12 protein-coding genes and 1 pseudogene are annotated in these 13,431 nt (G+C 73.1%); 8 read left to right on the plus strand and 5 right to left on the minus strand.

The window, feature by feature from the left end:
* Window positions 1-73: 73 nt before the first annotated feature.
* From DA06_RS09180 to DA06_RS09190, 3 genes are read right to left on the minus strand one after another with little or no spacing between them, the layout of a single operon-like run.
* Window positions 74-964, minus strand: a complete 891-nt coding sequence (locus DA06_RS09180; protein ID WP_418607485.1) for a carbohydrate ABC transporter permease — start codon at window positions 962-964, stop codon at window positions 74-76.
* The gene (locus DA06_RS09185; RefSeq protein ID WP_418607487.1) at window positions 964-1,956 is read right to left on the minus strand and encodes a carbohydrate ABC transporter permease; all 993 of its coding nucleotides are present in this window, start codon (window positions 1,954-1,956) and stop codon (window positions 964-966) included. The genes DA06_RS09180 and DA06_RS09185 overlap by 1 nt, the downstream gene beginning before the upstream one ends.
* On the minus strand, window positions 1,953-3,116 hold the full coding sequence (locus DA06_RS09190; RefSeq protein WP_052436559.1) for an extracellular solute-binding protein: 1,164 nt from the start codon (window positions 3,114-3,116) through the stop codon (window positions 1,953-1,955). The genes DA06_RS09185 and DA06_RS09190 overlap by 4 nt, the downstream gene beginning before the upstream one ends.
* Window positions 3,117-3,499: 383 nt before the next feature.
* On the opposite strand from DA06_RS09190, the gene DA06_RS09195 reads away from it, so the two are divergent.
* The 4 genes and pseudogenes from DA06_RS09195 to DA06_RS09210 all read left to right on the plus strand — a co-directional run bounded on the left by DA06_RS09195 (window position 3,500) and on the right by DA06_RS09210 (window position 6,270).
* The gene (locus tag DA06_RS09195) at window positions 3,500-4,366 is read left to right on the plus strand and encodes an SIS domain-containing protein (RefSeq protein WP_043499310.1); all 867 of its coding nucleotides are present in this window, start codon (window positions 3,500-3,502) and stop codon (window positions 4,364-4,366) included.
* A gap of 20 nt (window positions 4,367-4,386) precedes the next feature.
* Entirely contained in the window at window positions 4,387-4,656 is a 270-nt protein-coding gene (locus DA06_RS09200; RefSeq protein ID WP_043499312.1) for a DUF6191 domain-containing protein, read from the plus strand.
* 38 nt (window positions 4,657-4,694) lie between these two features.
* Window positions 4,695-5,327: pseudogene (locus tag DA06_RS09205) on the plus strand (amino acid permease); the annotation flags it as partial.
* Window positions 5,328-5,460: 133 nt separating this feature from the next.
* Window positions 5,461-6,270 (plus strand): amino acid permease, encoded by an 810-nt coding sequence (locus DA06_RS09210; RefSeq protein WP_418607946.1) that lies wholly within the window; start codon window positions 5,461-5,463, stop codon window positions 6,268-6,270.
* A gap of 206 nt (window positions 6,271-6,476) precedes the next feature.
* Here the strand turns inward: DA06_RS09210 and DA06_RS09215 are convergent, their stop codons facing one another.
* On the minus strand, window positions 6,477-8,474 hold the full coding sequence (locus DA06_RS09215; protein WP_052436560.1) for a S8 family serine peptidase: 1,998 nt from the start codon (window positions 8,472-8,474) through the stop codon (window positions 6,477-6,479).
* A gap of 7 nt (window positions 8,475-8,481) precedes the next feature.
* A complete protein-coding gene (locus tag DA06_RS09220) occupies window positions 8,482-9,165 on the minus strand; it encodes a hypothetical protein (protein ID WP_052436561.1) in 684 nt (227 codons plus the stop codon).
* Between the two features lie 290 nt (window positions 9,166-9,455).
* Here DA06_RS09220 and DA06_RS09225 point away from each other — a divergent pair, with 290 nt between their 5' ends.
* From DA06_RS09225 to DA06_RS09240, 4 genes are all read left to right on the plus strand, one after another.
* Window positions 9,456-10,313 (plus strand): hypothetical protein, encoded by an 858-nt coding sequence (locus DA06_RS09225; RefSeq protein WP_052436562.1) that lies wholly within the window; start codon window positions 9,456-9,458, stop codon window positions 10,311-10,313.
* Window positions 10,310-11,977: an FAD-dependent oxidoreductase gene (locus tag DA06_RS09230; protein ID WP_052436563.1), complete on the plus strand. Its 1,668-nt coding sequence runs from the start codon at window positions 10,310-10,312 to the stop codon at window positions 11,975-11,977. Before DA06_RS09225 ends, DA06_RS09230 begins: the two co-directional genes overlap by 4 nt.
* A 102-nt stretch (window positions 11,978-12,079) precedes the next feature.
* Window positions 12,080-12,685: a hypothetical protein gene (locus DA06_RS09235; RefSeq protein WP_043499314.1), complete on the plus strand. Its 606-nt coding sequence runs from the start codon at window positions 12,080-12,082 to the stop codon at window positions 12,683-12,685.
* Window positions 12,686-12,695: 10 nt separating this feature from the next.
* On the plus strand, window positions 12,696-13,400 hold the full coding sequence (locus tag DA06_RS09240) for a PspA/IM30 family protein (protein WP_043499317.1): 705 nt from the start codon (window positions 12,696-12,698) through the stop codon (window positions 13,398-13,400).
* The last annotated feature ends 31 nt before the right edge of the window (window positions 13,401-13,431 follow it).

Raw genomic sequence — 13,431 nt, forward strand, 5'->3', positions numbered from 1 at the left:
CCGCCCCGCCGGAGCCCCGGCTCCTGGACGGGCCGCCCGCCCGGCGCCACGTGCGTGCCGCCGGGCCGGATGCCTACTTGCCCATGCCGGCGGTGAGGCCGGAGATGATCTGCCTGGTGGCCAGCAGGAACAGCACCACCAGCGGAAGGGTGGCGATCACCAGCCCGGCGAAGAGCGTCGACCAGCTGGTCTGGTACTCGCCGAAGAACGTCGTCAGCCCCACCGGGAGCGTGTACCTGGTCCGGTCGCGGACGAGGATCAGCGGGTAGAAGAAGTCGTTCCAGATCGGCACGAACCGGAAGACGACCACCGTCGCCACCGCGGGCCGGACCAGCGGCAGCATCACCGACCAGAACATCCGCAGCGGCCCCGCGCCGTCGATGCGGGCGGCCTCCTCCAGCTCGCCGGGAAGCTGGCGGAAGAACGTGCCGAGCACGAACACCGAGAACGGGATGGACACGGCCGCGTACACGAGCACCAGTCCGGTGCGGGTGGATACCATGCCGATCGAGTCGAGCAGGTAGAAGATCGGCACGATCATCAGGAACACCGGCATCATCAGGCCGGAGACGAAGACCTGCTCGATCACGCCCATGAGGCGTGAGCGGCTGCGGGCCAGGGCGTAGGCGGCGAGCAGCGACACCGCCGTCGAGAGCGCCACGGAGCCCACGGTCACCACGATCGAGTTCCAGAAGTACGTGGAGAACGACGCCTCGATCCACGCCTCCTGGTACGCGGCCAGGCTCGGCTCGGCCGGCAGCCCCAGCGGCTCGGAGACCAGCTCCTGGTCCGTGCGGAAGGAGTTCAGCACCATCGTCAGCAGCGGCAGGATCGCGACCGCGGCGTAGACCCACAGCAGGGTCGAGGTGAGGGCGGCCCGCACCCCGCCGGTGCGGCGCCCCGGCGGGGTGGCCGGCCGTGTCGTCGTCGCGGTGGCCCCGGGCGCGGCGAGCGTCGTGGCCATCAGTGCAGCCGCCTCTCCGCGCGGCGGAACCACCGGTTGAACGCGACCGAGAGGCCGAAGATCACCAGGAACAGCAGGATGGCGATCGCCGAGGACGTGCCGATCGCGTTGGACGAGCCGGACTGGAACGCGGTGCGGTAGAACAGCAGCGACATCACGTCGGTGGCGCCCGCGGGGGAGCCGGTCGAGCCGCCGAGGGCGTACGGGATGGGGAACGCCTCCATCGAGAAGATGAACGTCAGCACGCTCACGGTCCCGATCACGGGGGTGAGCAGCGGCAGGGTGATGTGCCAGAACCGCTGGCGGGCGCTGGCGCCGTCGAGCTCGGCCGCCTCGTCCAGCGAGGCGTCCAGCCCGCCGAGGGCCGCCCCGTAGAGCAGCAGCGGGAAGCCCACCCACTGCCAGGCGGTCACCAGCACCACGACCCACAGCGCGGTGGTGGGGGTGCCGAGCCACGGCAGGGCGAGCGCCTCGAGCCCGACCGCCTTGAGCAGGGCGTTGACCGGCCCGAACAGCGGCGAGAGCAGCAGGGACCACAGGTACCCGATCACGAGCGGCGAGACCAGGTACGGCATCGTGTAGAGCACCTGGAAGAGCCGCTTGAACCGGCGGCGGCGGTGCAGCACCACGGCGAGCAGCAGCCCGACCGAGTTCTGCACCACCATCGAGCCGGCGAACAGCAGGAGGTTGTGCGCGAACGCCCGCGGCACCTGCGTGGCGTACGGCTCCGCCGTGAACAGCTGGACGAAGTTGCCCAGCCCGACGAACTCCTCCTGCGAGGTGCCCCGCCACGAGTACAGCGAGTACGTCAGCGCAGTGACCATGGGGTAGAGCACGAAGAACCCGAACAGCAGCGCCGCCGGAAGCAGGAAGACCAGGGCCGTCCCCGTCGGCAGGGCGGCGGTCAGGGGAGGGCGGCGGCGCCCGGCCGACGGCGGAGCCTCCTCCGCCGCCCGCCCGGTCACCGTCGCGGGTCCGGACGGGGCAGTCACTGGCCCGGCGTCCACCAGGCCGAGAGCCCGTCCTGGATCTTGCTGGCGACCCCGGCCGCGTCGAGCTCGCCGAGGAAGAGCTGCTGGCCGCCCTCACCCATGAGGTCGGTGCCGACCGGGTCGCCGTAGCGGTAGTCCACGAGCAGCAGGTACGGGGCGGGGTTCTCCTGGTACAGGTCCCACATCTCCTGCATGAGCGGCTCGTCGAACGTCACGCCGGGCACCGGGGAGAACTGCTTGAGGTCGTTGGCGACCATCTGCCCGAACTCCTCGCTCGCGAGCCAGTTCAGCAGCGTCTCCGCCTCCTCGGAGTTGTCCGAGGCGGCCGAGAGGCCCCAGTTGCCGTCGGCGTAGCCGGCGCTGACGGGGTGGTCGAGGGCGGAGCCCTCCGGCGGCGGGACCTGGAACACGCCGAGCTCGAGCTCGGGGTTGGTGGACTGGAAGAACGCCAGCTCGTACGAGCCGCCGGCGAACATCGCGGCCGCGCCGGAGGTGAAGAGCACCTGGGCGTCGGTGTAGGCCACGCCCACGACGTCGTCGGGCATGTACTGCTCGAGGTCGGCGAAGGTCTGGATCGACTCGACGTACGCCGGGTCGTTGAAGTCGGTCTCGCCGTCGCGGAGCTTCTGCTGGAAGTCGGCGCCGCCGTACTGGGCGGCGGTCAGCGCGTCGTGGACGGTCGGGACGAACCAGGCGTCCTTCGCCCCGACCGCGAGCGGCGTGACGCCGGCCTCCTTCAGCGTGTCGTTGACGGCGATGAAGTCCTCCCAGGTCTCCGGCTCCTCGAGCCCGTGCTCCTCGAAGATGGCGGTGTTGTAGAAGACCTGGATGGTCTGCGCGGCCAGCGGGACGCCGTACAGGCTGCCGTCCTCCCGGCCGCGGGCGCCGTCGAGCGCGGCCTCGTCGAAGTCCGCCAGGGCGGGGACGACGTCGTCCAGCGGCGCGAGGTTGCCGCCCTCGACCAGAGGCTGGAGCAGGCCGTAGGAGCGCACCTGCGCGACGTCGGGGCCGTCGGAGCCGGTGAGCCCGGTCTGCAGGATCTGGTTGTACTCGGTGTTCTTGTAGGCCTGGAAGTTCACCGTGATGCAGGGGTTGGCCTCCTCGAAGACGTCGAAGATGGTCTCGTAGGCGTCCTGGTCCTCGGTGCGCCAGGACCACACGTCCAGGGCGACCGGCTCGGCGCAGTCCTCCGAGCCGGCGGCTGAGGTCGCCCCGCCCTCCGCGCCCGGGTCGGGTGCGTCGTCGGAGGGGGGCGCATGCGGACAGCGCGAGGACGGCCGCCGCCGCGGCGGCGGTGGAGGCGAGGAGTCTGCGGCGGTGCATGGTGTGTCCTTTCAGGCCGGTCCCGGCCGCTCGGCGCCGCACGTCGGCGGCCCGGGTGCGGCACGAGTCGTCGTGACCACGGTGTCAGCAGGACATTTCCGCGAACGCGCGGGTATGTCAAGAGTTTCCACATGACTGTAACCTGGGCTCACTGATTTACATGACACGACCCGTCGCGGGCGCAGGGGCTCGCGGTGAGGTCGCAGGCAGGAGGCTCCCGTTGAGCGAGGCACCGACCGTCGGTCTGGTCAGTCGTGTGCGCGGGATGCTGCCCGAGCTGCGGCCCGCGGAGCGCCGCGTCGGTGAGGCGGTGGTGGCCGACCCGCTGCTCGTGGCGCGCGAGTCCGTGACCTCCCTGGCCGAGCGGTGCCGCACCTCGCCGCCGACGGTGGTGCGCTTCGCGCAGCACATGGGCTTCTCCGGGTTCCCCGAGCTCAAGCTCGCCCTGGCGACGGCGGCGGGCATCGAGGAGGGCCGCAGCTCCCGGGCCCCGCTGTCGGGGGACATGGACCCCAGTGACACGCTTGCCGACATCGTCGCCAAGATCGGGTACGCCGACTCCCGCGCCGTGGAGAGCACCACCGCCGGGCTCGACGTCGGCGTGCTGGAGCAGGTGGTCGACGCGCTCGTCGGCGCCCGCCGCATCGACGTCTTCGGCATCGGCGCCTCCGGCCTGACCGCCCACGACCTTGGCCAGAAGCTCTCTCGCCTCGGCCTCGCGGTCAGCGTCGCCACCGACCGCCACGCCGCCATGACGCTCGCCTCCCTCCGTGGCCCCGAGGACGTGGTCTTCTCCATCTCGCACTCCGGGGCGACGTCGGACGTCATCGAGCCGCTCCGCGTCGCCGGCCAGGGCGGTGCCAGGACCGTCGCCCTGACGAACCACCCGCGCTCCCCGCTCGCCCGCCGGGCCGACCTCGTCCTGGCGACGACGACGCGCGAGACCACGTTCCGCTCCGGCGCCATGGCGAGCCGGATCGCGCAGCTGACGGTGGTGGACTGCGTCTTCGTCGGCGTCGCCGCGCGCGACTTCGAGCGGACCCGGCGGGCGCTGGACGCCAGCTTCAAGGCGGTCGGCGAGCTGTAGGGACGCGCTACCGTGCCGACATGTCGGAGTTCTTCATGATCTTCGAGCCCGGGCTGCGGCACCTCGTGGAGGAGCGCAAGCGCCAGAAGATGGACATCCGCCGCCCGGGCGACGGCGCCCCGCCGTTCGGGCCCGTCGACCTGGACTCCGGCGTCGTCTACCTCGACGCGGGGGAGGTGCCGGGACGCCGCGACGACGGCCAGCCCCGCGACGTCGACCACGACGCGGGCGAGAGCCCGGAGCACCGTGGCGACGGCCGGTCCGGCGCCGGTCCGGGGCAGCCGCAGTGATCCAGTGACCGCATGCCCACGGGGCGCGCCCGGTGGGCATGCGGGGCGGCCGAGCCCGTGAGACTCTGCGGAGCGGGGGAGGGCTGGCACCGCCTTGCGCGAGGAGGTGTGCTGTGGGCGTACTCAGCCGCATCAAGTCCGTCGAGCAGTCGATCCGGGACACCGAGGAGCCCGAGCACCGGCTCAGCAGGAACCTCTCGGCGCTGGACCTGGTGGTCTTCGGCGTCGGCGTCATCATCGGGACGGGCATCTTCGTGCTCACCGGTGTCGTCGCCAGGGAGCAGGCCGGTCCCGCCGTGGCCATCTCCTTCGTCGTGGCCGGCGTCGTCTGCGGGCTGGCTGCGCTCTGCTACGCCGAGTTCGCGTCGACGGTGCCGGTGGCCGGCTCCGCCTACACCTTCTCCTACGCCACCTTCGGCGAGTTCGTCGCGTGGATCATCGGCTGGGACCTCGTGCTCGAGCTCGTGCTGGGCGCCGCCACGGTCTCGGTCGGCTGGTCCGGCTACTTCAACCGGCTCCTCGGGGACCTGGGTCTCCCGCTGCCGGAGTCGATCGCGGGGGAGACGGCGACGCTGAACGTCCCGGCGATGGCCATCGCGCTGGCCGTCACGGCCGTCCTCGTGCTGGGGATCAAGCTCTCCTCACGGGTGACCGCCGTGATCGTGGCGATCAAGCTCGCCGTCGTCCTGCTCGTGATCTTCCTCGGTCTCTTCTACGTCAACACCGCCAACTACACGCCTTTCGTCCCCCCCGTCGGAACCGGGGACGTCCGGCGCGAGCGGCTGGACGGCGCCGCTGATCCAGCTGGTCGCGGGGTTCACGCCGAGCACGTTCGGCGTGGGCGGGATCTTCGCCGGCGCGGCGATCGTCTTCTTCGCCTTCATCGGTTTCGACATCGTCGCCACCGCCGCCGAGGAGACCAGGAACCCGAGGCGGGACCTGCCGCGCGGCATCATCGCCTCGCTCGCCATCTGCACGCTGCTCTACGTCGCCGTCTCGGTGGTGGTGACGGGGATGCAGCGCTACACGGAGCTGTCGACCGACGCACCCCTGGCCGAGGCGTTCCGGAGCGTGGGGCTCACGTTCGTCTCCGGCCTCATCTCGGTCGGGGCGATCGCGGGTCTGACGTCGGTGGTGCTGATCATGATCCTGGGACAGTCGCGTGTGCTGTTCGCGATGAGCCGCGACCACCTCCTGCCGCCGGCTCTCGCCGCGGTGCACCCCCGGTACCGCACGCCGTACCGCATCACCGTCGTCACCGGGATCGCCGTCGCCCTGCTCGCGGGCCTCGTCCCGCTCGGGACGCTGGCCGAGCTGGTCAACATCGGGACGTTGTTCGCCTTCGTGCTCGTCTCGATCGGTGTGGTCATCCTGCGGCGGACCCGGCCGGACCTGCCCCGGGCGTTCCGGGTTCCCGGCGTTCCGGTGCTCCCGTTGGTCTCGGCCGCGGCCTGCCTGTGGCTCATGCTGAACCTGCCGGCCGAGACGTGGGTCCGGTTCGCGGTGTGGATGGCGATCGGCCTGGTCATGTACGCCGTGTACGGCCGCCGCCGCAGCCGGCTGGCGCCCGGCGCGGGACCGGGCGCGACGGGTGCAGCCAGACAGCAGGCGTGAGTGCGGGCGAAGTATGCCCGCCGGAACGGCAACGGCCCCGCCGGAATGAGAACAACGGTGAGGATTCGACGCCTGTGCGGCACCGAATCCTCACCGTTGTGCGCCACTCTCGCGGCTGCGGCACGCTGGGGTGGCAGACCGCGCCACGCCGCGTCGTGGACCTTCAGCCGGGCGCCGCGCGCGGGCCGGCGCCCGGCCTTCGAGCCTCAGCCCCGGTCGATGGTGAACGCCGGTGACGTCCACGTCTCGAGGTGGTCGGGGTCGCTCGGGTCGCCGAGCGCCTTCACCGCCGTGACCTCGACGACGTAGTCACCGTCGGGCAGGTCGCTCAGCTTGTCGTTGCCGTTGCTGAGCGGCGTGGCGCCGTCCCAGGCGACGAAGTCCAGCGTCTGGCTGCGCCCCAGCTCCCCGGTGGTGAGGAACGTGTGGAAGCGCGGGTGCACGGCGGCGCCCTTCGTCCCGTCCGCCTTCGCCCGGTAGACGTCGAAGCGCAGGTCGCTGACCGGGTAGTCGAGCCGGTAGACCACGTACGGCACGTCGTCGCCGGCCATCGAGTAGGTGTGGCCGCCGTCGAGCGTGTACAGCTCGCCGTCCACCGACGCGCCCAGCGCGGGCAGCGCGATGCCGGGGTAGTCGGTCAGCACCGTCACGTCCTGGTAGTCGCCCGCCAGGCCCGCGAACGGGACCACCAGCTCGTCGTCGCCCGACGTCAGGGTGATCCAGCCGCCGTAGATGAACCCGGTGAGCCCGTCCGCGTCCGGGGCCGTGATGGTCACGTCCACGCTCGCCGAGCCGCCGGCGGGCACGGTCACCGACGCCGGTGCCTCGACCACGGCCTCCTCGAGGTAGAAGTCCGGCAGGAGCGAGGACCCGGCCGTCGAGATGCCGTCCTCGGACCCGATCTCGTACGTCACGGGAGCGTCGGAGTCGTTCGTGAGCGTCAGCGTCGTGGTGACGGGCCCGTTCTCGCTCTCGCCGAGCGAGATCTTGCCCGGGGAGACCGCGGCGGTGGACAGGATCGAGTCGTCGACGTCGAGCAGGCCCGCGCCCTGCCGGTGCACCGGCTCCGGGAGGCCCAGGTCCGGGTTGCCCGACCACACCTGCCGGTCGGCGCTGTTCTGCAGCAGGTCGCGGACCTGCGCAGGGGAGAGGTCCGGCCGGGCCTGCAACAGCAGCGCCACGGCGCCCGCCACGTGCGGCGCGGCCATCGACGTGCCGGAGATCGAGGCGTGGCCGCCCTCCTCGAGCGGGTACGTCGAGTAGATCTGGCCGCCCGGCGCGCCCAGGTCGGGCTTGAGGGTGAGGTCGGCCGAGAGACCGTAGGAGCTGAAGTCCGAGACGAGTCCGCCCGTCGGGTTCGCCGTCCGGGTGGTCTGCTCCGTCCAGGTCAGGGTGGCGGCCCCGTCGGCCAGCGCGTCCTGGACGGCCAGGCCGCTCTCCAGGGACACGGTGACCACCGGGATGGTGATCGGCGTGGCACCCTCGACGGTCGCGTTGATCATGCCGGGGACGTTGTTGTAGATGATGAGCGCCGCCGCGCCGGCCTCCTGCGCGGCCACCGCCTTCTCGTGGAACGAGCACGTGCCGCGGCTGACCAGCAGCGCCCTGCCCTCGGCCCCCTCCGCGGGTGCGCAGCCGAGCAGCGGGGAGTCCGACGGGACGCTCCCCTCGGGGTGCGGCGCCGGGGCGACGACCTCCAGGGAGCCGGACGTCGGGGCGGGCGGCGCGCCGGTGGACGCGGCGTAGCCGACCGTCTCGCCGGAGTCGAGCACGAAGGTGGGGGAGGTGACGAGGGTGTTGTCGAACGACGCCACCGAGATCGCCTTGTCCGACACCGACGGCGCACCGCCGGAGAAGGTGCCCATGTCGCCCTCGTTGCCCTGCGAGATCACCATGACCACCCCGCGGTCGGCCATAGCGTCGGCGGCGGCCGCCGTCGGGTAGCTCGGCCAGGTCACGTAGGAGGCGCCGAGCGACATGTTGACCACGTCCATGCCGTCGTCGGCCGCGCGCTCCATGGCGGCGAGGATCACCTCGGTGTCGGAGGAGCCGGAGCAGCCGAAGACGCGGTACGCGCCGAGGGTGACACCGGGAGCGACCCCGACGACGCCGCCGGCCGCCGCGTCGCCGGCCGCGCCGACGATGCCGGCCACGTGGGTGCCGTGGCCGCCGCAGTCGTCGGGCAGGGAGTCGGGCCGCGGCACCGCCGCCTCACCCTCGGCCCCCCGCGTCGTAGGCGTCGCCGACGAAGTCGAACCCGTACCCCACGCGCGCGGTGGGGAAGGTCGTGGTCCCGTTCGTCCCGGTGCCGCCGAAGTCGGGGTGGTCGTAGTCGATGCCGGAGTCGATGACGCCGACCTTGACGCCCTCGCCCGTGAAACCCAGCTCGCTCTGCGCGACGTCCGCGCCCGTCATCGCCAGCGCCGAGGCGAGCTCGGGCGACGCCGCCGGCTCCTCCGGCATCGGCACGGCGTGGACCGGGTAGACGTCGACGACGCCCGCAACCTCGCGCAGGGCCGGGACCTCGGCGTCGGCGACCTCGACGGACAACCCGTTCCAGGTCGTCGTGAAGCGCTGACGGACGTTCAGGTCGACGCCCTCCCTCTCGGCCTGGGCGACGACGGCGTCCTGGGCGCGGTCGGCGGCCCGGGAGCTCCCGCCACGCGCGGTGGGCTCGCCGTCCACCTCCACGAACCATCGGCCGGAGAGCGCGGGCTGCGGCGTCGGAGCGTCCGGGACCGTCGGGCCGGTCCTGCTCTGCAGCGGTTCCGGCGCGTCCGGTGCGGCGGTGGCGGGCAGGACGGCGGCGGCGCCGAGCAGCGCCGCGCCGGTCAGGCACGCGCCGAGGCGTGCGGGGAGGCGCCGTGGGTCGCGGCGCCGGTGCGAGCGGGTCATGTCTCTCCTCGGGGTGGCTCGGGGAGACGGACCTGCCGTCCTCGTCCGGCGTGTCTCCCCCAGCCGCCGGAGCGGGGAGGCTATCGGTGCCGATGAGCCCTCCGGGCCGCACCCGTCCGCTAGTCACGGGTGACTTCCGGCCATGGCAGCAGGTGGCCAGGCGGGGGCCTGCGGGGGCTGCTCGGCACGCCGTGCCCGGCGTAGTCTCGTGCCGAGGGCGGTGAGGAGGCCGGCCGCGGGGGAGGAGCGCCAGCGCGCCACCAGACGACGTCGGACCGCGGAGGCGTGCCATGACGTCCCAGGACCGGACCGACCGGCTGCTCCTGCCCACCCGGGTGCTCCTCGCCCTGTTCGCGGGCCTCACCACGGTCGCCGTCGGGGCGCTGTTCGTCCGCGCCGCCGAGACGGACGAGTCGTTCGCGTGGACGATCGATCCGGCTGCCACGGCCGCGTTCCTCGGCGCGGGGTACGCCTCCGGGACGGTGCTCGTGCTGCTGTCCTGGCACGGCGGCAGCTGGGCGCGCACCCGGATCCCGCTCGTCACGATCCTGGTCTTCACCGCCCTGACGCTGACCGCCACGCTCGCCCACCTCGACCGGTTCCACCTCGCCGTGGACCTTCTGCTGCCGCGGTTCGCGGCGTGGTTCTGGCTCGCCGTCTACGTCGTCGTGCCGGTCGGGATGACCGTGGTGCTGGTCCTCCAGCAGCGGCGTGCCGTCCCGCCCGGTCCGCGCCGCCCCCTGCCCGCCTGGCTTGTGACGCTGCTCGTGGTCGAGGGGCTCGTGCTCCTCGTCGTCGGCTCCGCCCTGTACCTCGCGCCGGCGACGGCGGAGCTGCTCTGGCCGTGGCCCCTCACCCCGCTCACGGCACGGGTGGTCGGGTCGTGGCTGGTGGCCTACGGGGTGGCCGCGGCGCTGCTCGTGCGCGCCGGCGACCTCGACCTGCTGCGCGTGCCGGCGGTGGCCTACGCCGTCCTCGGCGTGCTGCAGCTGGTCGTGGCCGGCAGGTTCGCCGACGTCGTGCGGTGGGGCTCGGCGTCGGCCCTGGTCTTCCTGGTGATGGCGACGGCGATCGCGGCCACCGGGTCGGCGGCGTTCGTGGCCGCCGAGGCGAGACCGGCGCCCCTCCGCGAGGCGCTGCAGCCGTGACCCGACCCGCCATCGTCGTGCTCAGCCGGGAGCCCGGCATGCGGGCCCTGGTGCAGCGGGCGCTTCGCCGTCGGTACGGGGAGGACTACGAGCTGCGGGTGCACGGCGACGTCACGTCCACGCGCGAGACGCTCGAGCGGCTGCGGGCGGCGGAGGTGCCCGTGGCGCTGCTGATGGTCGGCTACGGCGAGGCGGAGCCGGACGGGCTGACCGTGCTCGAGTCGCTGCAGGTCGAGCGCACCGCGCTGCGGGTGGCGGTGGCCCGCTGGGGCGACTGGAGCGCCACCCGGCCGATCTTCGACGCCATCGGCATGGGCATGGTCGACCGCTGGATCACCAGCCCCGAGCTGGAGACCGACGAGGAGTTCCACCGCACCGTCAGCGAGTTCCTCGACGACGCCGCCAGCCGGCGCGGCACCACGTTCGAGGCCGTCCGCCTGGTGGGGCAGCGGTGGGACCGGCGCACCCAGCACCTGCGTGACCTGTTCGACCGCAACCACATCCCGACCGGCTTCTACGACTCGGCCACGGCCGACGGGCGCGCGATCCTGCAGGGTGCCGGTGTGCAGAACCCGAGACTCCCCGTGGTGCTGCTGCACTTCCGGCGCGACCCGACCGTGCTGCAGAACCCGACCGACATCCAGATCGCGGACGCGTTCGGCCTCTTCGAACCCGTCCGCGCGGACGAGGAGTTCGACCTGACGATCGTCGGCGCCGGCCCGGCCGGGCTGGGGGCGGCGGTGTACGCGGCGTCCGAGGGGCTGCGCACGATCGTCCTCGAGACCGAGGCGGTGGGTGGTCAGGCGGGCACCTCCTCACTCATCCGCAACTACCTCGGCTTCCCCAGCGGCATCTCGGGCAGCCGGCTGGCGTTCCGCGCCTACGAGCAGGCCTGGACGTTCGGTGCCCGGTTCCACTTCATGCGCGCCGCCACCGGGCTCGCCGGATCCGGCGACCTCCTCTCCGTGCGGCTGAGCGACAACTCCTCCGTGCGGAGCTCGACCGTGATCGTCGCCACCGGCGCCGCCTACCGGCGCCTCGGCGTCCCGGAGCTGGAAGCACTGACCGGGCGGGGGGTGTTCTACGGGGCCACCGTCTCGGAGGCTCGGGCCATGCGCGGGAAGCTGGTGTACGTGGCCGGGGGCGGCAACTCGGCCGGGCAGGCCGCAGTCCACCTGGCCCGCTACGCCGAGCACGTCACGATCCTCGTCCGCCGCGCCACCCTCGCCGAGTCGATGTCGGAGTACCTGATCCGCGAGATCGCGGCCGCGCCCAACATCACGGTGCGTCACCGTACGGAGGTGATCGGCGGGACGGGGACCGACTTCGTCGAGTCCCTGCGCCTGCGCGACCTTCGCACCGGCGCGGAGGAGGACGTTCCCGGCGTCCTGTTCGTCCTCATCGGCGCGGAGCCTCGCTCGCACTGGATGGGCGACGACGTGGCGAAGGACCGCCGCGGCTACGTGCTGACCGGCGACGACGCCCCGAACGAGCCGGGCCTGCCCAGGCCCGCGCTGCTCGAGACGTCCGTGCCGGGCGTCTTCGCGGCGGGGGACGTGCGCCACGGGTCGGTCAAGCGGGTCGCGTCCGCCGTGGGGGGAGGGGGGCGCTCGCGGTCACGCTCGTCCACACCTATCTGGCGTGGCTGCGGGCGCGGGGGGTGAGCGAGATCTCTGCGGCGCTGGAACCCTGGCGGGCCGCGAATCGTCACAAGTAGTGTGGACGTTGCGGGCCTCTGCTCGCGCGAGGGTGAGGGGTGAGCCGAGATGACAGTCGTTGCCGCCGAGGCGGACGCCGCGGACCTCGTCGACGCGATGGCCCAGGTGGTGCTGGTCGGCGGTGCCGTGCTGCTCGTGCTCGGCCTCGCCACGGTCGGGGGCGTCTGGTACCTGGTCCGCCGCATCCGTCGTTCCCGGCGCCTGCGCCGCGGCGTCGAGCGCAGCCGGCTGACCGTCCGGTCCGTGACGGCCGACGACACCGGCCGGCGCCTCGCCCGCATGCGGCTCGAGCTGCAGCGCTCCGTCGACGCCACCGAGCGGGCCATCGGCTCCGCGCAGGCGCAGGGGGCTCCCGTGGGCGGCATGCCCTCGATCGCGGCCAGCCTGGTGCGCACGGGGCACCAGCTCGACGACGAGCTCCGGCTCGCCGAGGCCGAGCCCGACCCCCAGCTCCGGCGGATGTGGATCGACTGGCTGGCCGACCAGGTGGCGGAGCACCACCGCCTGTGCGCGGACCTGCGCCGTTCGGTGCTCGACGCCACGATGGCCGCCGGGCCGGACCACCACCTCGCCCGCACGAGCGACAACCTCCTGATCGAGGTGCAGGCGCTGCAGGCCTGGGGCTCCAGCTACCGCGCCCGACGCGCCGCCTGAGGACACGGCGTTGTCGATCCGCAACCGCCTCGGCCGCATCGTCCGGGCCGACCGTGCCGAGCGCGCCGCGAAGCGCCAGGGGCCGGCCGACCCCGTCCAGGCCGTCGAGGCCGCCCACGCCCAGCAGGTCGCCAGGCTCGACCAGGCCCGCCGCAGCGTCGCCGACCTCGCCGCGAACCGCCGTCGGGTGGAGATCCTCGCCGGGCAGGCCCGCGCCGAGGTGGAGCACTGGGACCGGCAGGCGGAGGCCGCCGTCGCCATGGGGCACGACGCCGGGGCCCGGGAGTACCTGCGCCGCTCCATCGAGGCCGGCAAACGCCTGGACGGGCTGACGGCGCAGCACCGCACCATCGACGACCAGGTCCGCCGGCTCGAGAAGGACCTCGTGCGGCTGGACCACCAGGTGCACGACTCGTTCGTGCGGTTCCAGGCCCTGCGGGCGGACCACGGCGCCGCGCAGGCAGCACTGCAGATGCGTGAGGCGACCGCGGCGGCCGGCCAGCAGGCAGCCGGCGCCCAGGCGGCGGCGCTGGAGGCCGAGCGTGAGGTGCGGCGGTTGCAGGCGCGGGCGGCGGCCTACGACGAGATCGCGGGGACCGACCCGGACTCCGGCCGGGTGCGGGAGGCCTTCGAGCAGCTCGAGTCCGAGGGCGAGGTCCGCGCGCGGCTGGAGGCGCTCGAGCGGCGCAGAGGCATCGAGCGTCCGCGCCAGTAGGCGCGCGCGTGTCGGGTGCGGGAGCGCGCGC

Origin of the sequence: Georgenia sp. SUBG003, assembly GCF_000715355.2 — a bacterium.
In the GTDB taxonomy this organism is placed as follows: Bacteria; Actinomycetota; Actinomycetes; order Actinomycetales; family Actinomycetaceae; genus Georgenia.